We start from the raw sequence: 24,799 nt of genomic DNA, 5'->3' as shown, positions 1-24,799 counted from the left end.
CCGTTCCCCGTCAGTCCCGCCGGTCGAAGTCGAAGAGCTGGCCGGCCGCGTCCGGCGCGCAGGGCGCCTGGGCGAGCCGTGCCCAGGCGGCCGAGCGGTCACCGACGACGGTGACGCAGGTGCCGGGGGTCGCGGAGCCCACCGGGACGATCCGGTACCCCTCGACCGGGGTGCCGAACGCCTCCAGGGCGAAGGACTCGACCCGGGTCGGGTCGCCGCACTCGGAGTCCTCGTACGCGGCGTCGGGTATCCGGCCGCCGGAGGGTATGCCGGAGCAGCCGGGGCCGAAGTCGGGATGGTCCGAAACGATCCTCCACCGGCCGCCGCCCGCCTCGGCCAGCGAGTAGCGGGGGACGCCCGCGGCGGCGCAGGGCAGCTGGTGGACCTGGCCGGTGCGGGTGCCGCGCCGCTCGCCGAGGCAGAACTCGGTGCCGGTCACCCGGATGCGGACGTCCCCGGCGGCGGGCGCGGTGGGGGTACGGGGCGGGTGCCCGGCGTGGCCGTCCTTCAGGAAGGCGACGACGCTGACGCCGGCGAGCACGAGCCCGGCGAACGCGACCGCCGCGACGAGGCCGCGCCCTATCCGGGACCGCGGCCCGGGCCGGTCCGCACCCGCGCCGGCCCCCTCGGCGGCACCGGGCCAGACGGGCACCACTCCGGTACGTCCGGGGGCGTCCCCACCCGGACCCTCGCCGTCGCCCTCGCCGTCGCCGTCGCCGTCACCGGAAGCCGCACCCGAATCGTCACCGTCCCGGCCCTCACCGTCACCCTCCGCGCGGTCGGGCTCCAGGTCCTGCGCGGGCGCGTGGCCCGGGTCCTGCGCTTCGGAGCCGTACACCCCCCGTACCGCGAGCTCCCCGCGTACCGTCCGCCAGGCCTCGATCTCGTCCGGTGGGACCCCGCACGCGCGGACGAACGCGGTGAGGAGCTCCTCGCGGGGCAGGGTCGGGCGGGACAGCATGTTCGCCACCGTGGACCGGGGCAGGACGTCGCCGCTCGCCTCCGCGCGTGCCGACAGCTCGCGGTAGGTCAGGCCCGACCGGTCCTTGAGGGTCTGGAGGCGCGCGAGGAACTCGGCGGGGCTCCGTGCCTCCCGTGGATCAGGAGCGTGCTCCCCCGGCGTCATCCGCGCCTCCCCCTTCCGCCGGACAGGCTCGGGACATGTCCGGGACAGGCCCCCAGCCTTGTTGATCTCGCGCCGGGGCTCAAGAGTGGAAACCGGCATTTCCGGGGGTGATGCCGTGCACGCCGAGTGGCCCCGACCGTCCACGGGGGGACGGTCGGGGCCACTCGGGTCGTTCCGGGTCCCGGAGGCGATACGGGGGAGGCCCGGGCCTTCGGGCTAGAAGACCGACTCGGCCTCGCGCATGCGGTCCAGCGGGACCGTCTTCAGCTGGGTCACCGCCTCGGCCAGCGGCACCATCTCGACGTTCGTGCCGCGCAGCGCCGTCATCCGGCCGAAGTCGCCGCGGTGCGCCGCCTCCACCGCGTGCCAGCCGAAGCGGGTCGCGAGCACCCGGTCGTACGCGGTGGGCGTGCCGCCGCGCTGGACGTGGCCGAGGATGACCGGGCGGGCCTCCTTGCCGAGGCGCCGCTCCAGCTCGACGGCGAGCTGGTTGCCGATGCCCTGGAAGCGCTCGTGGCCGAACTGGTCGATCTCGCCCTTCGCGTAGTCCATGGAGCCCTCGGCCGGGTGGGCGCCCTCGGCGACGCAGATGACGGCGAACTTCTTGCCGCGGGCGAAGCGCTCCTCGACCATCTTGACGAGGTCGTCGACCTGGAAGGGGCGCTCGGGGAGGCAGATGCCGTGGGCGCCGCCGGCCATGCCGGACTCCAGGGCGATCCAGCCGGCGTGGCGGCCCATCACCTCGACGACCATCACCCGCTGGTGGGACTCGGCGGTGGTCTTGAGGCGGTCCATGGCCTCGGTGGCGACGCCGACGGCGGTGTCGAAGCCGAAGGTGCGGTCCGTGGAGGAGATGTCGTTGTCGATCGTCTTCGGGACGCCGACGACGGGCATGCCGGCGTCGGAGAGCATCCGCGCGGCGGTCAGGGTGCCTTCGCCGCCGATCGGGATGAGGACGTCGATGCCGTACTCCCGGGCCAGGTCGGAGGCGGAGTCGGCGGCCTCGCGGAGCCGGTTCCGCTCCAGGCGGGCCGAGCCGAGGATGGTGCCGCCGCGGGCCAGGATGCCGCTGACGGCGTCGAGGTCGAGGGGCCGGAAGTGGCCGTCGAGGAGACCCTTGAACCCGTCCTCGAAGCCGATGACTTCGTCGTTGTGGCCGGTCAGCGCCCGGTGCACGACCGACCGGATCACTGCGTTCAGGCCGGGGCAGTCGCCGCCTGCGGTGAGAACTCCGATGCGCATCGTGCTGTGTCTCCTGCTCGGTCGCGGTCCTTGGTGAGCCACCGCAATTCTCACACGGTCCGCCTGACGGCCGCGCTCGTCACCTCTCCGCGCGTCCCTCCCGGCGGCCCGGCGGAGGCCTTTCGTCCCAGGTCCGCGGGCCCTTCGTCCGGCGGGCGACCTAACCAGTGGCGGGGGTATTGTCAAGGGGGTAATGCCGCCCTATCGGGGCTTTCTGAGCACTGTCGATTGACGCACGGGCCGCGCAGAGGTGCCGCGAGGGCACCGCTCGGCCCCTTCCGCAGGACTGGACAGGAGACCACGGCGTGACGCGCAGCGTGTACGTGACCGGGATCGACCGCGGTGACGGCCGCCAGGTCGTCGAGCTGGGAGTCATGGAGCTCCTGACCCGCCAGGTGGACCGGGTGGGGGTGTTCCGGCCGCTGGTGCACGACGGCCCGGACCGGCTCTTCGACCTGCTGCGCGCCCGCTACCGGCTCTCCCAGGACGCCGCGACGGTCTACGGCATGGACTATCACGAGGCCTCCGCGCTCCAGGCCGAGCGGGGCACCGACGAGCTGGTGTCCCGGCTCGTCGACCGTTTCCACGACGTGGCGCGCGACTACGAGGTCGTCCTCGTCCTGGGCACCGACTTCGCCGCCACCCAGCTCCCCGACGAGCTCGCGCTCAACGCGCGCCTCGCCAACGAGTTCGGCGCCTCCGTCATACCGGTGGTCGGCGGCAAGGGCCAGACCGCCGAGTCCGTGCGGGCCGAGACGCGCAACGCGTTCCGGGCGTACGACGGGCTCGGCTGCGACGTGCTCGCGATGGTCGTCAACCGGGTGGCCGGCGAGGACCGCGAGTCCATCGCCGAGCGGCTCACGGCCCGGCTCCCCGTGCCCTGCTACGTCCTGCCGGACGAGCCGGCGCTCGCCGCGCCGACGGTCGCCCAGATCACCCACGCGCTCGGCGCCACCGTCGTCCTCGGCGACGACGCGGGGCTCGCGCGCGACGCGCTCGACTTCGTCTTCGGCGGTGCGATGCTGCCGAACTTCCTCAACGCGCTGACGCCGGGCTGTCTGGTCGTCACCCCCGGGGACCGGGCCGACCTGGTCGTCGGCGCGCTCGCCGCGCACTCGGCGGGCACCCCGCCGATCGCCGGTGTGCTGCTCACCCTGAACGAGCGGCCCAGCGAGGAGATCCTGACCCTGGCGGCCCGCCTCGCGCCCGGCACCCCGGTCATCTCCGTGGCCGGCAACAGCTTCCCGACCGCGGCCGAGCTGTTCGCCCTGGAGGGCAAGCTGAACGCCGCCACCCCGCGGAAGGCGGAGACCGCCCTCGGCCTCTTCGAGCGGCACGTGGACACCGCCGACCTCCTCAAGCGGGTCTCGGTCGCGCGCAGCGGCCGGGTGACCCCGATGATGTTCGAGCACGAGCTGCTCGAACAGGCGCGGGCCGACCGGCGCCGGGTGGTGCTCCCGGAGGGCGTCGAGGAGCGGGTGCTGCGCGCCGCCGACGTGCTGATCCGCCGTGACGTCTGCGACCTGACGCTGCTCGGCGACGTCGAGGCCATCCGCAAGAAGGCCGCCGACCTGAGCGTGAACCTGGGCGACACGCAGCTGATCGACCCGCAGACCTCGGAGCTGCGCGACGCGTTCGCCGAGAAGTACGCGGCGCTGCGGGCCCACAAGGGCGTCACCGTCGAGCTGGCGTACGACGTCGTCTCCGACGTGAACTACTTCGGCACGCTGATGGTGCAGGAGGGGCTCGCCGACGGCATGGTCTCGGGGTCGGTGCACTCCACGGCGGCGACGATCCGGCCCGCGTTCGAGATCATCAAGACGAAGCCGGACGCGTCGATCGTCTCCTCGGTGTTCTTCATGTGCCTCGCCGACAAGGTGCTCGTGTACGGCGACTGCGCGGTGAACCCGGACCCGAACGCCGAGCAGCTCGCGGACATCGCCGCCCAGTCGGCGGCGACGGCGGCCCGCTTCGGCGTGGAGCCGCGGATCGCGATGCTCTCGTACTCCACCGGCACCTCGGGCTCGGGCGCCGACGTCGACAAGGTCCGGGAGGCGACGAAGCTGGTCCGCGAGGCGCATCCGGAGCTGCGGATCGAGGGGCCGATCCAGTACGACGCGGCCGTCGAGCCGTCGGTCGCGGCGACGAAGCTGCCGGGTTCGGAGGTGGCGGGCCAGGCGACCGTGCTGATCTTCCCGGACCTCAACACGGGCAACAACACCTACAAGGCCGTGCAGCGTTCGGCCGGCGCCGTGGCCGTCGGCCCGGTGCTCCAGGGTCTGCGCAAGCCCGTGAACGACCTCTCGCGCGGCGCGCTCGTCAGCGACATCGTCAACACGGTCGCCATCACGGCGATCCAGTCCCAGGCCCAGGAGCTGCCGGCATGACGCCCCCCACCCGTGTACTCGTCCTCAACTCCGGTTCCTCGTCGGTCAAGTACCAGCTGCTCGACATGAACGACGACAGCCGGCTCGCGCAGGGCCTCGTCGAGCGGATCGGCGAGGAGACCTCCCGGCTCGTCCACACGCCGCTCCAGGGCGGCGGTGGCCAGAAGCGGGAGAAGAACGGGCCGATCGCGGACCACGCGGCGGCGCTGAAGGCGGTCGCCGAGGAGCTGGCGGCCGACGGTCTGGGCCTGGACTCCCCCGAACTGGCGGCGATCGGCCACCGGGTGGTGCACGGCGGGCTGCGGTTCACCGAGCCGACGGTCATCGACGAGGAGGTGCTCGCGGAGATCGAGCGGCTCGTGCCGGTGGCGCCGCTGCACAACCCGGCGAACCTGGTCGGGATCCGTACGGCGATGACGCTGCGTCCGGACCTGCCGCAGGTGGCGGTCTTCGACACGGCGTTCCACACGACGATGCCGGAGTCGGCCGCGCGGTACGCGATCGACGTGGAGACCGCCGACGCGCACAGGATCCGCCGGTACGGCTTCCACGGCACCTCGCACGCGTACGTCTCGCGGGAGACGGCGCGGCTGCTCGGCAAGGAGCCGGAGGAGGTGAACGTGATCGTGCTGCACCTGGGGAACGGCGCCTCCGCCTCGGCGGTGCGGGGCGGCCGGTGCGTGGACACCTCGATGGGCCTGACGCCGCTGGAGGGCCTGGTCATGGGCACCCGCTCGGGCGACATCGACCCGGCGGTGACGTTCCACCTGAAGCGTGTGGCGGGCATGTCGGCGGACGAGATCGACGTGCTCCTGAACAAGAAGTCCGGTCTGGTGGGGCTCTGCGGCGACAACGACATGCGGGAGATCCGCCGGCGGATCGACGAGGGCGACCAGCGGGCGGCGCTCGCCTTCGACATCTACGTCCACCGCCTGAAGAAGTACATCGGGGCGTACTACGCGGTGCTCGGCCGGGTGGACGCGGTGGCGTTCACGGCGGGGGTCGGCGAAAACGCCGCACCGGTGCGGGAGGCTGCGATCGCGGGCCTGGAGGAGCTGGGGCTCGCGGTGGACGCGGACCTGAACGCTGTGCGTTCCGACGAGGCCCGGATCATCTCGCCGGTGTACGCGCGGGTGGCGGTCGCGGTGGTGCCGACGGACGAGGAGCTGGAGATCGCGCGCCAGAGTTACGCGCTCGTTCTGGACGGGGCGAGCTCGAACGAGTGAACGCTTGAGCGGGCCCGCGCCCATTTGTACTTTCCGCCAGACGGAATATTCCGCAGTGAAACAAACCGATAGGATCCGCCTCATGCGCCGTTCCAAAATCGTCTGCACGCTGGGCCCCGCCGTCGACTCGTATGAGCAGCTGAAGGCTCTCATCGAGGCCGGCATGAACGTGGCCCGATTCAACTTCAGCCACGGGTCCCAGGCAGAGCACCAGGAGCGGTACGACCGCGTCCGGCAGGTCTCCGCGGACACCGGGCGCGCCGTCGGCGTCCTCGCCGACCTCCAGGGCCCGAAGATCCGTCTGGAGACCTTCGCCGAGGGACCGGTCGAGCTGGTGCGCGGTGACGAGTTCACCATCACCACCGACGACGTCCCGGGCGACAAGTCGATCTGCGGCACCACCTACAAGGGTCTGCCCGGCGACGTCTCCAAGGGCGACCAGGTCCTGATCAACGACGGCAACGTCGAGCTGCGGGTCGTCGAGGTCGACGGTCCCCGGGTGAAGACCATCGTCGTCGAGGGCGGTGTCATCTCCGACCACAAGGGCATCAACCTGCCCGGCGCGGCGGTCAACGTCCCCGCCCTGTCCGAGAAGGACGTCGACGACCTCCGCTTCGCCCTGCGGATGGGCTGCGACATGGTCGCCCTGTCGTTCGTCCGCGACGCCGACGACGTCAAGGACGTCCACAAGGTGATGGACGAGGAGGGCCGCCGGGTCCCCGTCATCGCCAAGGTCGAGAAGCCGCAGGCCGTCGAGAACATGGCCGCCGTCGTCGCCGCCTTCGACGCGGTCATGGTGGCCCGTGGCGACCTCGCGGTGGAGTACCCGCTCGAGAAGGTCCCGATGGTGCAGAAGCGCCTCGTGGAGATGTGCCGCCGCAACGCCAAGCCGGTCATCGTCGCCACCCAGATGATGGAGTCGATGATCACCAACTCGCGGCCGACCCGCGCCGAGGCCAGCGACGTCGCCAACGCGATCCTGGACGGCGCGGACGCGGTCATGCTGTCGGCCGAGTCCTCGGTCGGCGCCTACCCGATCGAGACCGTGAAGACGATGTCGAAGATCGTCGCCGCGGCCGAGGAGGAGCTGCTCTCCAAGGGCCTCCAGCCCCTGGTCCCCGGCAAGAAGCCGCGCACCCAGGGCGGCTCCGTCGCCCGTGCGGCCTGCGAGATCGCGGACTTCCTGGACGGCAAGGCGCTGGTGGCCTTCACCCAGTCCGGCGACACGGCCCGCCGTCTCTCCCGTTACCGCACGCAGCAGCAGATCCTCGCCTTCACGACGGACGAGGGCACCCGCAACCAGCTCACCCTGAGCTGGGGCGTCGAGTCCTTCCTCGTCCCGTTCGTGGACAACACCGACGCGATGGTCGACCTCGTGGACGCGGAGCTCCTCAAGCTCCAGCGCTACAACGCGGGCGACACCATGGTCATCACCGCTGGCTCGCCCCCCGGCGTCCCCGGCACCACGAACATGGTCCGCGTCCACCACCTGGGCGGCACCGAGAGCGCCTGACGCTCCGTGTGACGCATGACGAGGGCCCCCGTCCGGATCGGACGGGGGCCCTCGTCGTGTGCGGCTCCCGGAGTGGTACGGGGGGTCAGCTGGGCTCGATCGTGTTGCGGAGGTCCTTGACCTTGAGGGTGCCGCCGAACTGGCCCGCCTGCTTCAGCTTCACGCTGGTGAAGAAGGCGAACGGGACGTCCAGGGGCGGCGGGGACTCGGGGGCGAACGTGATCGGGATGAGGCCGAAGAGGTTGCCCTTCAGCTCCTCCGTGTACATCGTCACCGTGCCGTTGCGGATGGTCGAGGTCGAGCCCTTCGCCGAGCGGATGTGCGCGGTGCGCCCCTCGGAGTGCTCGGTCATCTGGTGCAGGTCCTTGATGTCCACCGAGGAGGCGGTGAACTTCAGCACCTTCTTGATCTTGCCGCTGCCGGTCTTCACCTCGACTATGCCGTGGTACTTCAGACCGTTCAGCGTGAGCAGCGAGCTCTCCAGGCGCCACGGCTCGTCCGGCAGCAGCGGGAGGCCCGGCTCCAGGTCGGCCTCGGCGAGCGCCTTCTCGTCGAGCTCGGGGCACGGGAAACGGGGCTTGGCCCCGTCGGGTATGTCCGTGTCCTGCTTGGCGTCGAGGCCCTTGGCGCTCTCGGGGAGCTCCTCGACCTTCGCACCGGCCTCGGCGGCGGCCTTCTCGATCGCCGTCCTCGTCCGCTCCTCGTCCGGGTCCTCCGCCGTCTTCGCCTTCGGCTTCGCCGGGGCGGTCGCGGTGGCGGTCGGTGCCGGTGCGTCGGTCGCGGGCGCCTCGTCGGCGGGGGCCTGCGTCGGCGTCGGGGCGGCCGTCGTCGGCGCCGCCGTCGTGGGCGTGGCCGTCGGTGTCTTGTCCGGGCCGTCGAAGAGGTCCTTCAGGGCGTCGCCCAGGCCCAGCGGGTCCAGCGGGTTCTTGGACTTCGTCGGGGAGGGCGTGGCCGTGGGCGCGGGGGCGGTCGTCGCCTGGGCGAGCGGCTGCGTCTGCGTCTGCGGCACGGCCGTCTGTCCGGTCGCCGTCGCGGTGGGCGTCGGGGTCGCGGAGGGCGTCGCGGTGGCGGACGGCGTCGCGGTCGCCGAGGGCGTGTCCGTCGGGCCGGCCGTGGCGGTCGCGGTGGGCTTGCCGGTCTCCTCCGGCTTCGCCGTCTCCGTCGCCTCCGGTGTCGGCTCGTCCGAGCGCGTCACACAGGGGCCGGGGGCGAAGGGGATGTCCTTGTCGTCCGCGAGGGCGAGTCTGGGCGTCAGGCCCATGCCCACGAGCACCGCGGTCGGCATGGCGGCCAGCGCCATCGCCTTCCCGGCCGGGCCCTGGATCCTGTTCAGCAGCGACTTGCGCGGGGCCGCGTGCCGCGGGCCCTCCTTCGCGAGCGCCGACTGATTCTCGTCACCCCGCACTGTTCCTCCCGCCGTTGGCGTCGGTCGTCGTTTCGGTCGCCTGGTGCTCCGCCTCGCGCTGCTCCGGGACCAGGGCCGCCGGCACGACCGCCGTCTCGGGCTCCGCACCGGCCTCGTAGGAGGCCTCCGGCCGACCTTCGTGCTGTGCGTCCTCGATCTCCTCGACCGGGGGCGCGGGCGCCCAGGCGGCGGACATGGCTCCGCCGATGAGGGCGAAGAGGAATCCGACGACGAGGCCGCCGAAGTTCGACACCGGGATGGAGACGAGTGCCAGGACGATCGACGCGACGCCCGCGAACACCCGCACGACGGGCTGGAACCACATCGTCAGTCCGAGCGTGACGAGCAGGACGCCGATGATCAGGGCGGCCGATCCGGCGGTCGTCTGCATCGCCATGGTGATGTTGCCGAGCCGCAGGTCCCCGTACGGGAGGTAGGCGATCGGTACGCCGCCGATCATGGTGAACAGTCCCGCCCAGAAGGGCCGGCTCTGCCTCCAGACCTTGAACCGGTTCTCCTTTTTGGGGACTTCGCGGGAGGCGGGGATCTCGGCGCTCATGGAACAGCTCCCTGGAAGCGGTGTTGCTGAGAAAGATGAAGAGAAGGAACCTGGCGGGTGGGGCCGCACACGACGGCCCCACCCTCAGGACGGATCGGTCCTACGGACCGGCCGGTCCTAGTAGCACTCGGCGTCCGTGCCCCGGTGCAGCGACAGGTGCAGGTCGGGGAGCTTGAAGGTGCCGGCCGTGGTGGCCCAGGCCTTCTGCTTCACGTTGGACAGCGTCGCCTGGTCGGCGCGCTGGGCGAAGCCGTACGGGTTGGCCTTGGTGTTCGGCTGGATGCCCGGCTTGCCCGGGACCTCCTTGCCGTTGACCACCTTGAGCGAACCGGCGGCGACGCCGATGTCGAGGTTCTTGAACTCGGCGTCGGACTGGAGCTCCGAGACATCGAGGTAGATGTCCTTCGCGTAGACCTTGTCCTCGTCCTTGCCGGACTTGACCGCGTCGGTGCCGGCCTCCAGGCGGAGGGTGACGTCGCCGACGAACGGGATCTTCGGCGTGACGACGGACTGGCACATGTTCGTGATCCAGGCCTCGGAGAAGCCGGACACGGCCACCGGGGCGGCGAAGTCCTTGCCCTCAAGGTCCTTGCCGCCGTCCACGCTGCCGTACTGGACGAAGTCCGTACCGACGAGGCTGTTGGCCTTGACCTTGAATTCCTGGCCGGAAATGCTGAAGGACGCGGCGAGCGCGCCCTGGGCGAGGCCGACACCGATCGCGGCCGTCGCGGCCACGCTCGGGACCATGACGACGGCGAACCGCTTCCATCTGGTCCCGCCACGAACCTGGGACTTCATGAGAATTCCTCCTTCTCGGACGTACATCTCCGAAGGGACCCCCGGGGGGCCACCCTGGGATGGGAGAAGAGCTACGTCCTCGGGAAGGAGAGCGCCGAGGCATCAGGCGGCGCGATGCGCCTCCGAATCACCGGCGATCACCCCCGAGCGACAACCATGGGCCGCGCCTTCGAGCACGACCTGATTGGACAGGCCCCGTTCGGTGAGAGCGGGAACCCCCCTGTCCACGACCGGTGCCGGAACACCGGTCCACTCGGTGGGGACCCTCGCCGCGGACCCGGTTGGTTGCCGGGGTGGTGCGGTTCGGACCGAGCGTGGCCGATCGTGGTCCATTCCGGGCCCCCGCACAAGGGGGTTCGTTACTGGCTAGTAACGGGTGGATAACCACGTCATGGCGGGACGGGACCGAACGGGCACGCTGGGTACGTTCGAGCGACAGGGAATGTCAGGAGATCATCTGATGAATCAGGACAGAACGCCGGGTTCGATTTACTGCAAGTAACAGCGGCCGCGATTACCAAGTTTTGGTAAAGCGCGGCCGCGTTTTGTCACCCTGCTGCCAAATCGTCGGACGATCCGGCACGCCCGGTGAGCTAGAACAGCACCCGGGCGAGGGCCTGCCGGGCCGCCGTCACGCGCGGGTCGTCGGCACCGATCACCTCGAACAGCTCCAGGAGCCGCAGCCGCGCCGCGTCCCGGTCCTCGCCCGCCGTGCGGCGCACGGTCTCCACGAGACGGCCGAAGGCGTCCTGCACATGACCGCCCACGAGGTCGAGGTCGGCGGCGGCGATCTGCGCGGCGACATCGCCCGGATTGTCCGCCGCGTTCTTCCGTGCGGCGCCCGGGTCCAGATCCTGCACCCGGGTGAGCAGTTCGGCCTGCGCCAGGCCGAGCTTGGCCTCCGGGTGGGCCGGGTCGTCGGCGAGCACGTTCTTGTACGCCTGGACGGCGCCCGCCAGATCACCCGCGTCGAGCGCGGACATGGCCGCTTCGAGGAGGGCGTCGTACGGACCGGCCGGCCGCGCGGCGGGGGCCGAGGCGTCGGCGTCCGCGTCCACGGCGATGCCGGTGAGGCCGAAGCGCTCCTCGCCGACCTGGATGAGCTGGTCGAGGGTCTCCCGGATCTGCGCCTCGGGCACCGCACCCTGGAAGAGCGGCAGGGCCTGACCGGCGACCACCGCGAAAACGGCCGGAATTCCCTGGATGCCGAACTGCTGCATCAGCATCTGGTTGGCGTCGACGTCGATCTTCGCGAGCAGGAAGCGGCCGTTGTACTCGACTGCGAGGCGCTCCAGGAGGGGGCCGAGCTGCTTGCAGGGCTCGCACCACTCGGCCCAGAAGTCGAGGACGACCGGGACCTCGGCGGAGCGCTGGAGCACATCGCGCTCGAAGCCGGCCTCGTCGACGTCGATCACCAGGGCCGACGGGGGCACGGCGGCGGAACCGCCCTGCCGGACGGCTTCGGCGCGCACCTGCTCCGCCTTCGCCTTGGCCTCTCCGGCCGCCTTCACCGCGGCGAGGTCGACGACGCCGCTCATGGACATGTTTCGGGGCTGCATGGCTACATCCTCCCCCTTCCGCGCGCGTAACCGGTAAGTCATGGCTGAACCGTGCCGTCCGGGCGCCTCCCGCCGGTGTGCGAGGCGTGCGGACGACACGGTCCTTCGTCTTCGTCGGCACCCGATCCCCATCCGGTGCCTTCTGTCGCGCCGGGTCCCCACCCGGCACTGCGGTTGTCGCTCAGGCCGCTCAATGCCTTTCGCTACAGGTCGTAGCGTAACTCCAGGAGCGGATCCGGCGGGAGGGCGCGGGCGCGATCCGGGCGGTGAACTGCCTCACATCACCGACCTCTGGCGGTATACCTACCGGCGGGTATGGTCGCTTTCCATGTCGTCGATGTGTCGCCGCACCACCCCCAGCAGCAGCCGTACCGGGCGCCCCCGCTCCACCGAGGCCGACGCGGCCATCCTGGAGGCGACCCGCGCGGCCCTGGTCGAGCTGGGCTGGTCCAAGCTCACGATGGGGGACGTGGCTGGCCGCGCCGGGGTTGCGAAGACGACGCTCTACCGCCGCTGGGCCAACAAGAACGAGCTCGTCGTGGACGCGGTCGCCGTCCTCTTCGACGAACTCGAGATGCCCGACCTGGGTTCCCTCCAGGCCGACATCGAGCACGTCGTGCTCCAGTTCGCGGCCCTCCTCGAACGGCCCGAGACGAAGACGGCCCTGATGGCGGTGGTGGCCGAGTCGACCCGGGACGAGCCGCTGCGCGAGCGCATACGCGCCTCCATAGTCGACCGCCAGAAGCGGCTGGTCCTGGCGGGCCGCGAGCGGGCGCAGCTGCGCGGCGAACTCCCGCCGGGCCGTGACCCGCTGGCCGTGGACGCCACCGACGACCTGATCTTCGACGTCATCGCGGGCGCGGTGGTGCACCGGGCGCTGGTCAGCGCCGAGCCGGTGGACGCGCCCTGGGTGGCCCGGCTCTCCGCGCTCCTGGTGGGCGGCCTGGGCGCGGCGGCGACGGCCGGGGCCTGAGACGACGACAGGGGCGGTACGGGGGTTTCCCGTACCGCCCCTGTCGTGTGGCAGGGTGGAGGTCTCCCCCGTACCGCCCCTGTCGTGTGGCGGGGTCCCGGAGGCCCGGAGGCTCCGTGCGAGGGCCTAGAAGCCCGGGGGCTCCGTGTAGACGCCCCACTCGTCGCGCAGGGCGTCGCAGATCTCGCCGAGCGTGGCCTCGGCCCGTACGGCCTCCAGCATCGGGGCGATCATGTTCGAGCCGTCGCGGGCGGCGGCCAGCATCGCGTCGATCGAGGCGCGGACCTTGGCGTCGTCACGGCGGCCCTTGCGCTCGCCGAGGACGCGGACCTGCTCCCACTCGACCTCGTGGCTGACCCGCAGGATCTCCAGGTCGCCGGTGACGGAGCCGTGGTGGACGTTGACGCCGACGACCCGCTTGTCGCCCTTCTCCAGGGAGCGCTGGTACTGGAAGGCGGACTCGGCGATCTCGCCGGTGAACCAGCCGTCCTCGATGCCGCGCAGGATGCCGGAGGTGATGGGGCCGATGGGGTGCTGACCGTCGGGGTGGGCGCGGCGGCCGCGCTCCTTGATCTGGTCGAAGATCTTCTCGGCGTCGGCCTCGATGCGGTCGGTGAGCTGCTCGACGTACCAGGAACCGCCCAGCGGGTCGGCGACGTTGGCGACGCCGGTCTCCTCCATGAGGACCTGCTGGGTGCGGAGCGCGATCTCGGCGGCCTGCTCGCTGGGGAGCGCGAGGGTCTCGTCGAGGGCGTTGGTGTGGAGCGAGTTGGTGCCGCCGAGGACGGCGGAGAGGGCCTCGACCGCGGTCCGTACGACGTTGTTGTACGGCTGCTGGGCGGTGAGGGAGACGCCGGCGGTCTGGGTGTGGAAGCGGAGCCACTGCGCCTTGTCGGTCTTGGCGCCGTACACCTCCTTCATCCAGCGGGCCCAGATGCGGCGGGCGGCGCGGAACTTGGCGATCTCCTCGAAGAAGTCGAGGTGCGCGTCGAAGAAGAAGGAGAGGCCGGGGGCGAAGACGTCGACGTCGAGGCCGCGGGACAGGCCGAGCTCCACGTAGCCGAAGCCGTCGGCGAGGGTGTACGCGAGCTCCTGCGCGGCCGTCGCGCCGGCCTCGCGGATGTGGTAGCCGGAGACGGAGAGCGGCTTGTACGCGGGGATGTTCGCCGCGCAGTGCTCCATCAGGTCGCCGATGAGGCGCAGATGGGGCTCGGGCTCGAAGAGCCACTCCTTCTGCGCGATGTACTCCTTGAAGATGTCGGTCTGGAGCGTGCCGTTGAGGACGCCCGGGTCGACGCCCTGGCGCTCGGCGGCGACCAGGTACATGCAGAAGGCCGGGACGGCGGGCCCGGAGATCGTCATGGACGTCGTGACGTCGCCGAGGGGGATGTCCTTGAAGAGGACCTCCATGTCGGCGGCGGAGTCGATGGCGACGCCGCAGTGGCCGACCTCGCCGAGGGCGCGGGGGTCGTCGGAGTCGCGGCCCATGAGGGTCGGCATGTCGAAGGCGACGGAGAGGCCGCCGCCGCCGGCGGCCAGGATCATCTTGTAGCGCTCGTTGGTCTGCTCGGCGTTGCCGAAGCCGGCGAACTGGCGGATGGTCCAGGTCCGGCCCCGGTAGCCGGTCGGGTGCAGGCCCCGGGTGAAGGGGTACTCACCGGGCCAGCCGATGCGCTCGAACCCCTCGTAGGTGTCGCCGGGCCGGGGCCCGTAGACCGGCTCGACGGCGTCGCCGGAGAGCGTGGTGAAGTCGGCGTCCCGCTTGCGGGCCTTGTCGTAACGGGCCTGCCAGCGACGGCGGCCTTCCTCGATGGCGTCAGCGTCCATGCTTCGAATTTACTAGGACGTCCTAGTAAATGTCGATGGGAAACCCCCGCACATCAGTGCGGGGGTGAGTCCTCAGGCCTTGACCGGCTCCGGGCGCACGCCGCTGACCAGCGGCAGCGTCTCGCGGACGACCTTGCGCTCGACGAAGAAGGCGGCGAGCGGGATGGTCCCGGACAGCAGCACCCACAGGAGCTTGCCGAACGGCCACTTCGCCTTGGAGCCCAGGTCGAAGGCGAAGATCAGGTAGATGATGTAGAGGACGCCGTGGGCCTGGGAGACCGCGAAGGTCACGTCCTCGCCCATCTCGAACCCGTACTTGAAGACCATGCAGGTGCACAGCACGAGCAGCATGACGGCGGTCACGTACGCCATGACGCGGTAGCGGGTCAGCACGCTGGATTTCATGGCTCCGAGCGTAACGGCACGTTCCGGGCGATCTTCGCGGGGGCCCCGTTCCCGGTCAGCCCTCGTCGAAGTCGTGCGCGGAGACCCGCAGCGGGCGCAGCATCGCGAAGATCTCCGCGCACTCCTCGGCGTCGTACGCGCCGAGACCGAAGTCCATCTCCATCAGGTCGCGGGTCGCGGACTCGACCACCTCGCGGCCCTTGTCCGTGATGGAGGCGAGGGTGCCGCGCCCGTCGTTGGGGTTGGGGCGCTTGTCCACGAGGCCCGACCGCACGAGCCGGTCCACCGTGTTCGTCACCGAGGTGGGGTGGACCATCAGCCGCTCGCCGATCTTGGACATCGGCAGCTCGCCCGCCTTGGAGAAGGTGAGCAGGACCAGGGCCTCGTACCGCGCGAAGGTCAGCCCGTACGGCTTCACGACCGCGTCGACCTCCGCGAGGAGGATCTGGTGGGCGCGCATGATCGAGGTGATCGCGGCCATCGAGGGGACCGGGCCCCAGCGCTTCTGCCAGAGTTCGTCGGCTCGGGCGATGGGGTCGAAGGGGAGACTGAGCGGCTTCGGCACCCGTCGACCATACCGACTGGTCATATGCCGGTCAGCCCCGTCTCGCCTTTCGGTCGCCGGGCTCGGTCGCGCGCAGCTCCGCGGCGGCGGCGAGGAGGCAGAGGGTGCCGAGGACTCCGGTACCCGCCACGACGGTGTGCACGGGGGCGAACTCGGCGGCGATCCCCGCCCCGGCCATGCCGACGCCCTGGACGGTCATCATGCCCGCGGTCATCAGCGTCATGGCCCTCCCCCGCTGTTCCTCGGGGACCGCTGCGACGAACCAGGCGTCGAGGCCGAGGGTGTACGCGCCGGTGGCGCCGGCCAGGAAGAGGGCGACGGCCGCGAGGGCGACGCCGGGACGGGGGGCGTACAGGAGGTAGGGCAGGACACCGGTGACGGCGAGCGGAAGGACGATCCGGGAACGGGTCGCGGCGGACAGGAACGATCCGGCGAAGAGCTCGCCCGCGATCGTGCCGACGGGCAGGGCGCACATGAGGAGGCCGAGGGCCGCGGTGGAGACGCCGATCTCGTCGGCGTAGGGGGCGGCGAGCGCCTCGGGGACGACGGCGAAGAGCGGCGGCACCCAGAACATCAGCATCAGGGCCCGCACGCGCCGGTTCCGCAGCACGGCCCAGGTCCCGGAGAGTCCGCTCGCCCCGCCGGCCGCCCTGGCCGGACGGCGGGCGGTCCCGAGACGCAGCAGCAGCGCCGAGACGAGGAACGTGGTGGCGGTGACGGCGAGGGCGCCGCGCGGGGGGACGAGCGTGAGGAGGACGCCGCCGGCCGCGAACCCGGTGAGCAGCGCGCTCTGCGACACGATCCGCAGCAGCGACCGTCCGAGGACGAACAGGTCGCCCTCGCCGAGGATGTCGGCGAGGGTCGCCATGCGGGTGCCGTTGAAGACGGGCGAGACGACGGCGATGGCGCAGCGCAGGACGAGGAGGACGGCGACGGGGGTGGCGGGCACGACCATGACGGCGACGCAGCCGGCGCAGACGAGGTCGCAGACGACGAGGATCCGCCGGGGCGGGAGCCGGTCGGTGAGCCCGGCGAGGAGGGTGCCGCCGAGGAGGTAGGGGAGGAACCCGAGCGCGAAGGTGAGCGAGGAGAGGAGCGGGGAGCGGGTCAGGTCGTAGACGAGGACGGTGAGCGCGAGCTCACTGACGACGACCCCGAGCAACGAGAACAGATGCGCCACGAAGACGACCCGGAACTCCCGCACGCCGAAGACGGCCCGGTAGCCGGGGGCGGCGGCTCCGGAAGCCGTCCCGGCGGGCGCGGTCCCGGCGCGCGCGGTGACGGCGGGCACGGTCACGGCGGGCGCGGTCCCGCACGCGGTCACGGCGGGCGCGGTCCCGCGCGCGGTGACGGCGGGCGCGGCACCGGGCGCGGTGACCGGCGGGGTGCCCTGCTCGTGGGCAGGGGTGGGCGCGGGCGCCTGGGACGGCGCCCGGGTGTCGTTCTCGGGCATGGCGGCAGCGTGCCCGGCGCGACCGCCTCGCCCTAAACTTTCGGCTCCAGGCGAATGTTCCGGTCGTTCCAGGGGGCCCCGTGCCGTACCACCTGCATTTCGGCGAGGCCGACCCGCTGCGGATCCGGTTCGCGATCTCGCCGCTCTGGGAGACGCACTCCGCCGTGCGGGTGCTCGCGCGGCCCTCCAAGCAGGGCTACCACCTGCCGTGGATGCGGCGGATCGCGGACGCCGCGCGCGCGGTCGACCTCGCACCGCTCCAGCTGCTGATGCCGCTGCGCGGGCACAGCCCGGACTTCCTCTATCCGCCGCCGCTCGGCCCCGCCGCCTCCTTCGAGCAGGAGATCGGGGCCGTACGGGAGACCGACCCGGCGCTCGCCCTGACCGACTTCGAGCGGGCGCTCGCCGAGACACCCGGGGCGGCGGACACCGCGGAGGGGCGGCGGATGCTCGCCGATCCCGCCGGGACGGTGGAGCGGCTGGCCGAACTGCTCCGGGCGGCGTGGGAGGCGCTGATCGCCCCGGACTGGCCCCGGCTGCGCGCGCTCCTGGAGGCGGACGTGGCGTACCACTCGCGCCGGCTCGCGGAGGGCGGGCTCGAACGCCTCCTGGACGAACTGCACCCGGCCTTCGCCTGGGACGCGGGGACCTCCACGCTCACCGTCGCGTACCCCGGTGAGCACATCCGGCCGCTGGAGGGGCAGGGCCTCGTCCTGATGCCGTCGGTGTTCACCTGGCCCGACGTGGTGAGCGGCTTCGATCCGCCCTGGCAGCCGACGGTGGTCTACCCGGCGCGCGGGATCGGCGGCCTGTGGTCGGAGGCCGGGGACCGCACCCCGGAGGCGCTGGCCAGGCTGCTCGGGCCGGTGCGGGCCGGCGTCCTGTGCGCCCTGGCCGAGCCGACGGGGACCACGGCGCTCGCCCATCTCCTCGGCCGGGCGCCCTCGTCCGTCTCCTCGCACCTGGCGGTGCTGCGGGACGCGGGGCTGGTGACCTCGCGGCGCTACGGCCACCAGGTGCTGTACGAGCGGACCCCGCTGGGCATCGCGCTGTCGCAGCCCGATCCGGGGTGACCCTCAGGCCTCCAGGCGGCGCCGCAGGGTGTACGTGACCGCCTTCCGCGCCACCGGGTTCAGCTCCTCGACGGCGGCCATCAGCGCGCCGAGCTGTTCGAGCGCGGTGAGCGCGGCCTCCGCGCCCGCCGGGTCGACCCCTTCGTAGAGTTCGAGCCCGACGAAGGAGGCGGCGACCGCGCGGGCGAGCCCGGCGGGGTCGGTGAAGCCGGCGAGCGGGGTCCCGGCGAGGACGCGGACGAGCACCTGTTCGATCTCGGCGATCCACAGGTCGAGCCCGGCGGCGGTGGCCGGGGCGAGCCTGGGGTGGGTCTGGGCGCCGGCGAGCAGCTGCCCGAGGACGGCGACATGGCCGGCGTCCCGCTCCTCGGCGTGCATCTCGCGTCCGAAGGCCAGGAGTTCGGAGAGGCTGGTGACGGAGCGGAGCCGCTCCCGGTGGCGGGCGACCCGCTGCTCGGCGCCGTGCCGGCAGGCGGCGGAGAGCAGTTCGTCGACGGAGCCGAAGTGGTAGAAGACGAGGGCCTGGTTGACCCCGGCGGTGGTCGCGATCGCTCGCGCGGAGGTCTTGGCGATGCCCTGTTCGACGAGGGTGCGCAGGGCGCCGTCGAGGAGCTTGTCCCGGGTCTCCCGGCTCCTGGCGTCCCGCGCCTTCACGTCCTCCGCGGCCCGCCCGCTCATGCCCGTACCTCCTCGCGCACGGGGCGCAGCCCCGCGCGCACCCCGTGGGAGCGTACGTCGGCGTAGGTGGCGGTGAAGGACCCCCGGTAGCCGAAGAGCGGCCCGAAGTACCGGTTGACCACCCGCACGTCGATGCGGAAGCGGCCGGTGCGCTCGTCGAAGGACTCGCGCACCTCGGCCCGGGCGCCGACGAGTTCGGGGACGCGCAGGTCGAGCGGGCCCTCGCGGAAGCGGTGTTCGCCGGAGGTGATGAGGAGCGAGCCGTCGTGTTCGGCGGTCGGGTGCAGGTCGCTCGCGAGGTGCTGGTGGGTGCCGAGGTAGTCGAGGACGCAGTCGCGCTCGGGGCTGTGGACCATGGTGGCGTCGAAGCGCCGGGGGCCGCCGGGCAGGTCGAAGGTGCGGACGAAGGTGACGGTCTCCCGTCCGTACGAGTCGGCGTAGGGGACGTTCTCGATGGTGAAGGGGACGTCGCGGCCGGTGCGGGGCAGCAGGATGTTCCGCAGTCCGCCGAGCGCGAGGAAGGGCTTCACGAAGGCCGGGCCGTGCCAGATGTGGTCCATGACGCCCCGTCCGACGCACAGCTCGCCGCTCGCGATCCCGACCGAGAAGCGTCGCTGGAGCTCGGGGTGCAGCCGCTCGAAGGCGGCGTCCCCCATGGCTTTGCGGAAGATCGAGGTCACGCCTGCTCCAGGGTGGCGAGGAGCCGGGGCTCCCGGTGGCGGGCGGGCGGGGTGCGCAGACAGCGCCGGGCCGCCGGTGCGCGCGAGGACGGCGGTACGAGGACGGCGGCGGCGAGCCCGAGGACGGTGAGCGGCACGGCGTCGAGCGACACGAACCCCAGCGGCAGCCGGGTCAGGGCGAGCGGCACGGCCACGAGCAGCACGCGGGCGACGAGTTCGAGCAGCCAGCGGTTCCGCGAGCGCTCCGGGGTGATGCCCCGTTCGCACCAGAGCCGGAGCCGGTCGAAGGACCAGGCGGTGGCCCAGCCCATGAGGGGCCGGAAGAGGAGCCGGTCGGCGATCCGGCCGGTGCGGCCCCAGCGGGGCCGGTAGTCGTAGCCGGTGAGGAAGCGGACGCCGTCCGGGGTCGGGACGTAGCGCCAGTAGCCGCTGCCCTCGGCGAGGAGCGAGAGCGGGTGCGGCGAGGCGAACCGGAGGGCGGAGACCCGGTCGCCGCCGGCCCGGTGGCGCTCCCCCGCGGAGACACCGGTGCCGGCGACGGCCAGGAAGGGCAGGACGCGGGTCGCGTAGCGGAAGTGCTGGGGCTCGCCGTCGGCACGCGGGAGGTGGGAGATCTCCGTGAACCGCAGGTCCCACCGCTGGTGGCGGTCGGGCTCCTGGGTGCGTTCCCAGAGGGTGTCCAGGTCCGCGCGTATCCGCGTCTCGATGTAGAGACCCATGGCTGTTCCCCCGGCTCGTCCAGCACTTTGAGCGACTGCTCAAAACTGCCTCGGGAGGGAACGTAGCGGATTTTGAGCAGTCGCTCAACCAGTGGGCGCGAAGAAGCCCCCGGCCCTGGACCCAGGACCGGGGGCTTCTTCGTGCGCGGGCGGGGCGTCAGGCCCCGAGGTGGCGCTCCACCGTGTCGACCTTCGAGGTCAGACCGTCCGTCACGCCGGGACGGATGTCGGCCTTCATGACCACCGAGACGCGCGGCGCGCGGGCCTCGACGGCGGCGACGGCGCGCTTCACGACGTCCATGACCTCGTCCCACTCGCCCTCGATCGAGGTGAACATCGCGTCGGTGCGGTTCGGGAGCCCCGACTCACGCACGACCCGGACCGCGTCGGCGACGTACTCGCCGACCTCCTCCCCCACGCCGAGGGGGGTCACGGAGAACGCGACGATCATGCCTTCACCGCACCCTGGGCCTGCTCCGCGCGGGCGCGGGAGGCGATGACCGCGTCCTCGGCCTCGCGCTTCAGCTTCCGCTCGGCGTAGAAGCCGCCGAGCGGCAGCACCGAGAGGACGAAGTAGAGGGCGGCCGTCCCGAAGCTCCACTTGGTGCGGTTCCAGGCGTCCAGCCAGAAGAGGACGTACAGGACGAAGAGGATGCCGTGGATCGCGCCCATGACCGGCACCGCGTTGAAGTCCGTCGTCCGCTTGAGCACCGAGCAGACGAGCAGGAGCAGGAACGAGACGGCCTCCGGCGCGGAGACGAGCCGGAGCCGGTGGAGGGAGGAAGCGGTCTTGATGTCCACGGAGGGGGTCACCTTCGTTCGATCTTGTGAACGGATGCACAAGGGCCCGTCCATTGTGCACGGCGACTTTGCTGTCTCTTTAGCCGGGGGCCCAGTACCTTCCTCGGGTGGCAACGTTCCGACTCCAAGGCAGCAAAGTGCTCGCCGTCTCCATGACCGGCGACGCCGTCAAGGCGAAGAACGGCTCGATGGTCGCCTACGACGGCCAGATGGCGTTCAAGAAGATGAGCGGCGGCGGTGAGGGCCTGCGCGGCATGGTGACCCGCCGGCTCACGGGTGAGCAGATGGAGGTGATGGAGGTCCGCGGCCAGGGGACCTGCTGGTTCGCCGACCGGGCCTCCGAGATCAACCTCGTCTCCCTGCACGGCGACAAGCTCTGGGTCGAGGCGAGCAATCTGCTCTGCACCGACGCGGGACTGCGCACCGGCACCACCTTCACGGGGCTGCGCGGCGGCGCCACCGGCAACGGCCTCTTCACCACGACCGTCGAGGGCACGGGCCAGGCGGCGATCATGTCGGACGGCCCGGCGGTGGTGCTGCGGGTGACCCCGCAGTACCCGCTCCAGGTCGACCCGGGCGCGTACATCGCCCACCAGGGCAACCTCCAGCAGCACTTCCAGTCCGGGGTGACCTTCCGCACCCTCATGGGCGAGGGCGGCGGCGAGGCCTTCCAGATCCGCTTCGAGGGCGACGGGCTCGTCTACGTCCAGCCGAGCGAGCGCAACACGATCGGGGGCGACGTCTGATGCCGTTCCGCGAGATCAACTCGAAGATGGTCGAGGCGACCGTCGTCCCCGGGCAGCGGATGTTCAGTCAGCGCGGCGCGATGCTCGCGTACCGCGGCGACGTCAGTTTCACGCCGAACATGGCGGGCGGTCAGGGCGGCCTGATGTCGATGATCGGCCGCCGGGTGGCCGGCGAGGCGACCCCGCTGATGACCGTCGAGGGCAGCGGCACGGTGATGTTCGGGCACGGCGGACATCACATCCAGGTGATCGCGCTGACGGGCGACACCCTGTACGTCGAGGCCGACCGGCTGCTCGCCTTCGACGGCACCCTGGAGCAGGGCACGATGTTCATGGGCTCACAGGGCGGGGTCATGGGCATGGTCCGCGGCCAGGTGACCGGCCAGGGCCTCTTCACCACGACCCTGAAGGGCCACGGCTCGGTGGCCGTCATGGCGCACGGCGGTGTCATCGAGCTGCCGATCACCCCGGGCCGCCCGGTGCACGTGGACCCGCAGGCGTACGTGGCGCACCACGGCGACGTGCGGAACAAGCTCTCCACGGCGCTCGGCTGGCGCGACATGGTGGGGCGCGGCTCGGGCGAGGCCTTCCAGCTGGAGCTGAGCGGCAGCGGCGCGGTGTACGTCCAGGCCTCGGAGGAGAAGCTGTGAGCACCCCTGTCATCCACGACCCGCACTCCCTGCCGTCGGACGACAACGTCAATCCGTACACCTTCTGCGTGGAGCTCAAGGGCTCCCAGTGGTTCCTGCAGAAGGGGAAGATGATCGCCTACTACGGGCGGATCGAGTTCAACGGCATCGGGCACGGCCGGCTCGACCGGCTGGTGCGGACGTCCTTCCACTCGCCGCTGCACGCGAGCGACTGGGTGGTGGCCGAGGGCAGCGGGAAGATGCTGCTCGCGGACCGGGCCTTCGACGTGAACTCGTACGACCTGGACGAGGGCAATCTGACGATCCGCTCCGGGAACCTGCTGGCCTACCAGCCGACGCTGGCGCTGAAGCAGTCGATCGTGCCGGGCTTCGTGACGCTGATCGGCACGGGCAAGTTCGTGGCGGCGTCGAACGGCCCGGTGGTCTTCATGGAGCCGCCGATGCGGGTGGACCCGCAGGCGCTGGTCGGGTGGGCGGACTGCCCCTCGCCCTGTCACCATTACGACCACGGCTACATGACGGGCGTGATGGGCGGCGTCCGCGCGCTGACGGGCATCGGCGGCACCTCGGGCGAGGAGCACCAGTTCGAGTTCGTCGGGGCGGGTACGGTACTGCTCCAGTCGACGGAGCTGCTGATGCAGGAGCGGGCGGTCGGCGCGCCGCCGGCGCAGGCGGGTGTTCCGGGCGGGCACGGGGCGCCTGGTTCCGGCCAGGGGCCGCTGGGTGCGGTACCGCGCCTTCCCGGCCAGCTCGGTGACCTCCAGCGTCGCTTCGGCCTGTAGCCGGTAGTCTGCGGAGTGTGACGGCCTCGAACGTCTGCGCCGGTTGCGCACGGGGGCGCCCGACGCGGTGCGCGGCGTCACACTCCCATACTTCGTCAAGTATTCAACTTCTTAGGTAGAATCCATACATGGACACCGAGACGGCCACCCCCTGGCTCACCGACGGCGAGCAGTGCGCCTGGCGCACGTTCCTGGACGTCCAGAGAATGCTGACGTACCAGCTGGAGCGGGACCTCCAGCCCTTCGGCCTGACGATGAACGACTACGAGATCCTGGTGAACCTCTCGGAGTCGCCGGAGCGGCGGCTGCGCATGAGCGACCTCGCCGCCGCCACCCTCCAGTCCAAGAGCCGGCTCTCCCACCAGATCACCCGCATGGAGAACGCCGGGCTCGTACGCCGCGAGAACTGCGAGTCCGACCGGCGCGGGCTCTACGCCGTCCTGACCGACGACGGCATGGAGACCATGCGCAAGGTCGCCCCGCACCATGTCGAGTCGGTGCGCAAGCACTTCATCGACCAGCTGACCGGCGAGGCCCTCGGCGACCTCCACGAGTCCCTGAAGCCGGTCGCCGAGCAGCTCCGCGGCCGCCGCGGCAAGCCGTGACCTGACAGAGAACGGGAAGGGCCCCTCCGGTCACCGGAGGGGCCCTTCCGTGCGTACCGGGGTCAGTTTCCGGTCAGGCTCGCCACCAGCTCGTCCGAGGCCGCGTACGGATCGAGAGCGCCCGCCACGATCCGCTCCGCGAGCGCGTCCAGACGCCGGTCGCCGTGCAGGTCGCCGATGCGCTCGCGCAGGGCCGTCACCGCGATGGTCTCCACCTCGCGCGCGGCACGGGCCCGGCGGCGCTCCGCCAGGACCCCGTGCTCCTCCATCCACGCGCGGTGCTTCTCCAGGGCCTCCACGACCTCGTCGATGCCCTCGCCGCGCGCCGCGACCGTCTTGACGATCGGCGGCCGCCAGTCGCCCGCGGCCCGCGCCTCGCCGAGCCCCAGCATGTGGTTGAGCTCCCTGGCGGTGGCGTCCGCGCCATCCCGGTCGGCCTTGTTCACGACGTACAGGTCGCCGATCTCCAGGATGCCCGCCTTCGCGGCCTGGATCCCGTCGCCCATGCCCGGCGCGAGCAGGACGACCGAGGTGTCGGCCTGGGAGGCGATCTCGACCTCCGACTGCCCGACGCCGACGGTCTCCACCAGGATCACCTCGCAGCCCGCCGCGTCCAGGACGCGGATGGCCTGCGGGGCGGACCAGGCGAGCCCGCCCAGATGACCGCGGGTCGCCATGGAGCGGATGTAGACGCCCGGGTCGGAGGCGTGCTCCGACATCCGGACCCGGTCACCGAGGAGCGCTCCCCCGCTGAACGGCGAGGACGGGTCGACGGCCAGGACGCCGACCCGCCTGCCCGCCCTGCGGTACGCGGAGACCAGCGCGGACGTCGACGTGGACTTGCCCACGCCCGGCGAGCCGGTCAGGCCCACCACGTACGCGCCGCCGGTGAGCGGCGCGAGCGCCGCCATCACCTCCCGCAGCTGCGGGGACGCCCCCTCCACCAGCGAGATCAGCCGGGCCACGGCCCGCGGCCTGCCCTCCCGGGCCTGGGCGACGAGTTCGGGGACGTCCACCATCTGCGCTG

General features: G+C 71.7%; 25 protein-coding genes. 9 read left to right on the top strand and 16 right to left on the bottom strand.

The features are described from left to right. Positions 1-10: 10 nt before the first annotated feature. Entirely contained in the window at positions 11-1,126 is a 1,116-nt protein-coding gene (locus ACN9MM_RS27010; protein WP_426366204.1) for a helix-turn-helix domain-containing protein, read from the bottom strand. Between the two features lie 216 nt (positions 1,127-1,342). Continuing rightward, entirely contained in the window at positions 1,343-2,368 is a 1,026-nt protein-coding gene (locus ACN9MM_RS27005; RefSeq protein WP_426366202.1) for an ATP-dependent 6-phosphofructokinase, read from the bottom strand. Positions 2,369-2,673: 305 nt separating this feature from the next. On the opposite strand from ACN9MM_RS27005, the gene pta reads away from it, so the two are divergent. The 3 genes from pta to pyk all read left to right on the top strand — a co-directional run bounded on the left by pta (position 2,674) and on the right by pyk (position 7,494). Beyond that, entirely contained in the window at positions 2,674-4,755 is a 2,082-nt protein-coding gene (gene pta / locus ACN9MM_RS27000) for a phosphate acetyltransferase (protein WP_426366201.1), read from the top strand. Beyond that, positions 4,752-5,981, top strand: a complete 1,230-nt coding sequence (locus ACN9MM_RS26995) for an acetate kinase (protein WP_426366199.1) — start codon at positions 4,752-4,754, stop codon at positions 5,979-5,981. Before pta ends, ACN9MM_RS26995 begins: the two co-directional genes overlap by 4 nt. Before the next feature lie 82 nt (positions 5,982-6,063). Next, positions 6,064-7,494 (top strand): pyruvate kinase, encoded by a 1,431-nt coding sequence (gene pyk, locus ACN9MM_RS26990; protein ID WP_426366198.1) that lies wholly within the window; start codon positions 6,064-6,066, stop codon positions 7,492-7,494. Positions 7,495-7,579: 85 nt separating this feature from the next. On the opposite strand, the gene ACN9MM_RS26985 is transcribed toward pyk, so the two are convergent. From ACN9MM_RS26985 to ACN9MM_RS26970, 4 genes are all read right to left on the bottom strand, one after another. Continuing rightward, positions 7,580-8,899, bottom strand: a complete 1,320-nt coding sequence (locus ACN9MM_RS26985) for a hypothetical protein (protein ID WP_426366197.1) — start codon at positions 8,897-8,899, stop codon at positions 7,580-7,582. Then, entirely contained in the window at positions 8,889-9,458 is a 570-nt protein-coding gene (locus ACN9MM_RS26980; protein WP_426366195.1) for a DUF6114 domain-containing protein, read from the bottom strand. The genes ACN9MM_RS26985 and ACN9MM_RS26980 overlap by 11 nt, the downstream gene beginning before the upstream one ends. A gap of 117 nt (positions 9,459-9,575) precedes the next feature. Continuing rightward, a complete protein-coding gene (locus tag ACN9MM_RS26975; protein WP_382873267.1) occupies positions 9,576-10,256 on the bottom strand; it encodes a DUF6230 family protein in 681 nt (226 codons plus the stop codon). 593 nt (positions 10,257-10,849) lie between these two features. Further along, complete coding sequence (locus tag ACN9MM_RS26970; protein ID WP_426366194.1) at positions 10,850-11,815, bottom strand: tetratricopeptide repeat protein; 966 nt, start codon at positions 11,813-11,815, stop codon at positions 10,850-10,852. A 337-nt stretch (positions 11,816-12,152) separates the two neighbouring features. Between ACN9MM_RS26970 and ACN9MM_RS26965 the strand changes: the two genes are divergently transcribed. After that, positions 12,153-12,788 (top strand): TetR/AcrR family transcriptional regulator, encoded by a 636-nt coding sequence (locus tag ACN9MM_RS26965; protein WP_426368836.1) that lies wholly within the window; start codon positions 12,153-12,155, stop codon positions 12,786-12,788. 126 nt (positions 12,789-12,914) lie between these two features. Here the strand turns inward: ACN9MM_RS26965 and ACN9MM_RS26960 are convergent, their stop codons facing one another. From ACN9MM_RS26960 to ACN9MM_RS26945, 4 genes are all read right to left on the bottom strand, one after another. After that, entirely contained in the window at positions 12,915-14,615 is a 1,701-nt protein-coding gene (locus ACN9MM_RS26960) for an acyl-CoA mutase large subunit family protein (RefSeq protein WP_382868109.1), read from the bottom strand. 72 nt (positions 14,616-14,687) lie between these two features. Then, the gene (locus ACN9MM_RS26955) at positions 14,688-15,020 is read right to left on the bottom strand and encodes a DUF3817 domain-containing protein (protein WP_426366192.1); all 333 of its coding nucleotides are present in this window, start codon (positions 15,018-15,020) and stop codon (positions 14,688-14,690) included. Between the two features lie 55 nt (positions 15,021-15,075). Beyond that, positions 15,076-15,585, bottom strand: coding sequence for a MarR family winged helix-turn-helix transcriptional regulator (locus ACN9MM_RS26950; RefSeq protein WP_382868107.1), 510 nt, complete (start codon positions 15,583-15,585; stop codon positions 15,076-15,078). A 31-nt stretch (positions 15,586-15,616) separates the two neighbouring features. Next, positions 15,617-17,038 carry an MFS transporter gene (locus tag ACN9MM_RS26945; protein WP_426366190.1) on the bottom strand — a complete coding sequence of 474 codons (1,422 nt, stop codon included), beginning with the start codon at positions 17,036-17,038 and terminating at the stop codon, positions 15,617-15,619. A gap of 80 nt (positions 17,039-17,118) precedes the next feature. Here ACN9MM_RS26945 and ACN9MM_RS26940 point away from each other — a divergent pair, with 80 nt between their 5' ends. Further along, the gene (locus tag ACN9MM_RS26940) at positions 17,119-18,111 is read left to right on the top strand and encodes a DUF5937 family protein (protein ID WP_426366189.1); all 993 of its coding nucleotides are present in this window, start codon (positions 17,119-17,121) and stop codon (positions 18,109-18,111) included. A gap of 3 nt (positions 18,112-18,114) precedes the next feature. Here ACN9MM_RS26940 and ACN9MM_RS26935 read toward each other — a convergent pair whose 3' ends face one another. The 5 genes from ACN9MM_RS26935 to ACN9MM_RS26915 all read right to left on the bottom strand — a co-directional run bounded on the left by ACN9MM_RS26935 (position 18,115) and on the right by ACN9MM_RS26915 (position 20,989). Next, positions 18,115-18,789 (bottom strand): TetR/AcrR family transcriptional regulator, encoded by a 675-nt coding sequence (locus tag ACN9MM_RS26935; protein WP_426366188.1) that lies wholly within the window; start codon positions 18,787-18,789, stop codon positions 18,115-18,117. After that, positions 18,786-19,469, bottom strand: a complete 684-nt coding sequence (locus ACN9MM_RS26930; protein WP_426366187.1) for a DUF4166 domain-containing protein — start codon at positions 19,467-19,469, stop codon at positions 18,786-18,788. The genes ACN9MM_RS26935 and ACN9MM_RS26930 overlap by 4 nt, the downstream gene beginning before the upstream one ends. Further along, positions 19,466-20,188 carry a hypothetical protein gene (locus tag ACN9MM_RS26925; protein ID WP_426366186.1) on the bottom strand — a complete coding sequence of 241 codons (723 nt, stop codon included), beginning with the start codon at positions 20,186-20,188 and terminating at the stop codon, positions 19,466-19,468. The genes ACN9MM_RS26930 and ACN9MM_RS26925 overlap by 4 nt, the downstream gene beginning before the upstream one ends. A 157-nt stretch (positions 20,189-20,345) precedes the next feature. Further along, positions 20,346-20,639: an MTH1187 family thiamine-binding protein gene (locus ACN9MM_RS26920; RefSeq protein WP_382868101.1), complete on the bottom strand. Its 294-nt coding sequence runs from the start codon at positions 20,637-20,639 to the stop codon at positions 20,346-20,348. Further along, positions 20,636-20,989: a DUF3817 domain-containing protein gene (locus ACN9MM_RS26915; RefSeq protein ID WP_382868100.1), complete on the bottom strand. Its 354-nt coding sequence runs from the start codon at positions 20,987-20,989 to the stop codon at positions 20,636-20,638. The genes ACN9MM_RS26920 and ACN9MM_RS26915 overlap by 4 nt, the downstream gene beginning before the upstream one ends. A 107-nt stretch (positions 20,990-21,096) precedes the next feature. On the opposite strand from ACN9MM_RS26915, the gene ACN9MM_RS26910 reads away from it, so the two are divergent. The 4 genes from ACN9MM_RS26910 to ACN9MM_RS26895 all read left to right on the top strand — a co-directional run bounded on the left by ACN9MM_RS26910 (position 21,097) and on the right by ACN9MM_RS26895 (position 23,772). Then, the gene (locus tag ACN9MM_RS26910; protein ID WP_041662875.1) at positions 21,097-21,735 is read left to right on the top strand and encodes an AIM24 family protein; all 639 of its coding nucleotides are present in this window, start codon (positions 21,097-21,099) and stop codon (positions 21,733-21,735) included. Continuing rightward, positions 21,735-22,385 carry an AIM24 family protein gene (locus tag ACN9MM_RS26905; protein WP_426366184.1) on the top strand — a complete coding sequence of 217 codons (651 nt, stop codon included), beginning with the start codon at positions 21,735-21,737 and terminating at the stop codon, positions 22,383-22,385. The genes ACN9MM_RS26910 and ACN9MM_RS26905 overlap by 1 nt, the downstream gene beginning before the upstream one ends. Next, the gene (locus ACN9MM_RS26900; RefSeq protein ID WP_426366183.1) at positions 22,382-23,167 is read left to right on the top strand and encodes an AIM24 family protein; all 786 of its coding nucleotides are present in this window, start codon (positions 22,382-22,384) and stop codon (positions 23,165-23,167) included. Before ACN9MM_RS26905 ends, ACN9MM_RS26900 begins: the two co-directional genes overlap by 4 nt. Before the next feature lie 128 nt (positions 23,168-23,295). Next, positions 23,296-23,772, top strand: coding sequence for a MarR family winged helix-turn-helix transcriptional regulator (locus ACN9MM_RS26895; protein ID WP_426366181.1), 477 nt, complete (start codon positions 23,296-23,298; stop codon positions 23,770-23,772). A 62-nt stretch (positions 23,773-23,834) separates the two neighbouring features. Here the strand turns inward: ACN9MM_RS26895 and meaB are convergent, their stop codons facing one another. After that, positions 23,835-24,791: a methylmalonyl Co-A mutase-associated GTPase MeaB gene (meaB, locus tag ACN9MM_RS26890; RefSeq protein WP_426366180.1), complete on the bottom strand. Its 957-nt coding sequence runs from the start codon at positions 24,789-24,791 to the stop codon at positions 23,835-23,837. Between the last annotated feature and the right edge of the window lie 8 nt (positions 24,792-24,799).

Origin of the sequence: Streptomyces sp. E-08 (assembly GCF_049913095.1) — a bacterium.
Classification (GTDB): domain Bacteria; phylum Actinomycetota; class Actinomycetes; order Streptomycetales; family Streptomycetaceae; genus Streptomyces.
Note: the sequence above shows the minus strand (reverse complement) of the source record. Positions and strands in the feature narration are given on the sequence as shown.

Bases quoted from the DNA above. Each gene is read 5' to 3' on its own strand.
- ACN9MM_RS26975 (WP_382873267.1), bottom strand. From the start codon at position 10,256: ATGAAGTCCCAGGTTCGTGGCGGGACCAGATGGAAGCGGTTCGCCGTC.
- ACN9MM_RS26965 (WP_426368836.1), top strand. From the start codon at position 12,153: ATGTGTCGCCGCACCACCCCCAGCAGCAGCCGTACCGGGCGCCCCCGC.
- ACN9MM_RS26920 (WP_382868101.1), bottom strand. From the start codon at position 20,639: ATGATCGTCGCGTTCTCCGTGACCCCCCTCGGCGTGGGGGAGGAGGTC.
- ACN9MM_RS26925 (WP_426366186.1), bottom strand. From the start codon at position 20,188: ATGGGTCTCTACATCGAGACGCGGATACGCGCGGACCTGGACACCCTC.
- ACN9MM_RS27005 (WP_426366202.1), bottom strand. From the start codon at position 2,368: ATGCGCATCGGAGTTCTCACCGCAGGCGGCGACTGCCCCGGCCTGAAC.
- ACN9MM_RS26970 (WP_426366194.1), bottom strand. From the start codon at position 11,815: ATGCAGCCCCGAAACATGTCCATGAGCGGCGTCGTCGACCTCGCCGCG.
- ACN9MM_RS26935 (WP_426366188.1), bottom strand. From the start codon at position 18,789: ATGAGCGGGCGGGCCGCGGAGGACGTGAAGGCGCGGGACGCCAGGAGC.
- ACN9MM_RS26995 (WP_426366199.1), top strand. From the start codon at position 4,752: ATGACGCCCCCCACCCGTGTACTCGTCCTCAACTCCGGTTCCTCGTCG.
- ACN9MM_RS27010 (WP_426366204.1), bottom strand. From the start codon at position 1,126: ATGACGCCGGGGGAGCACGCTCCTGATCCACGGGAGGCACGGAGCCCC.
- ACN9MM_RS26905 (WP_426366184.1), top strand. From the start codon at position 21,735: ATGCCGTTCCGCGAGATCAACTCGAAGATGGTCGAGGCGACCGTCGTC.
- ACN9MM_RS26960 (WP_382868109.1), bottom strand. From the start codon at position 14,615: ATGGACGCTGACGCCATCGAGGAAGGCCGCCGTCGCTGGCAGGCCCGT.
- ACN9MM_RS26945 (WP_426366190.1), bottom strand. From the start codon at position 17,038: ATGCCCGAGAACGACACCCGGGCGCCGTCCCAGGCGCCCGCGCCCACC.
- pyk (WP_426366198.1), top strand. From the start codon at position 6,064: ATGCGCCGTTCCAAAATCGTCTGCACGCTGGGCCCCGCCGTCGACTCG.
- ACN9MM_RS26980 (WP_426366195.1), bottom strand. From the start codon at position 9,458: ATGAGCGCCGAGATCCCCGCCTCCCGCGAAGTCCCCAAAAAGGAGAAC.
- ACN9MM_RS26895 (WP_426366181.1), top strand. From the start codon at position 23,296: ATGGACACCGAGACGGCCACCCCCTGGCTCACCGACGGCGAGCAGTGC.
- ACN9MM_RS26955 (WP_426366192.1), bottom strand. From the start codon at position 15,020: ATGAAATCCAGCGTGCTGACCCGCTACCGCGTCATGGCGTACGTGACC.
- meaB (WP_426366180.1), bottom strand. From the start codon at position 24,791: ATGGTGGACGTCCCCGAACTCGTCGCCCAGGCCCGGGAGGGCAGGCCG.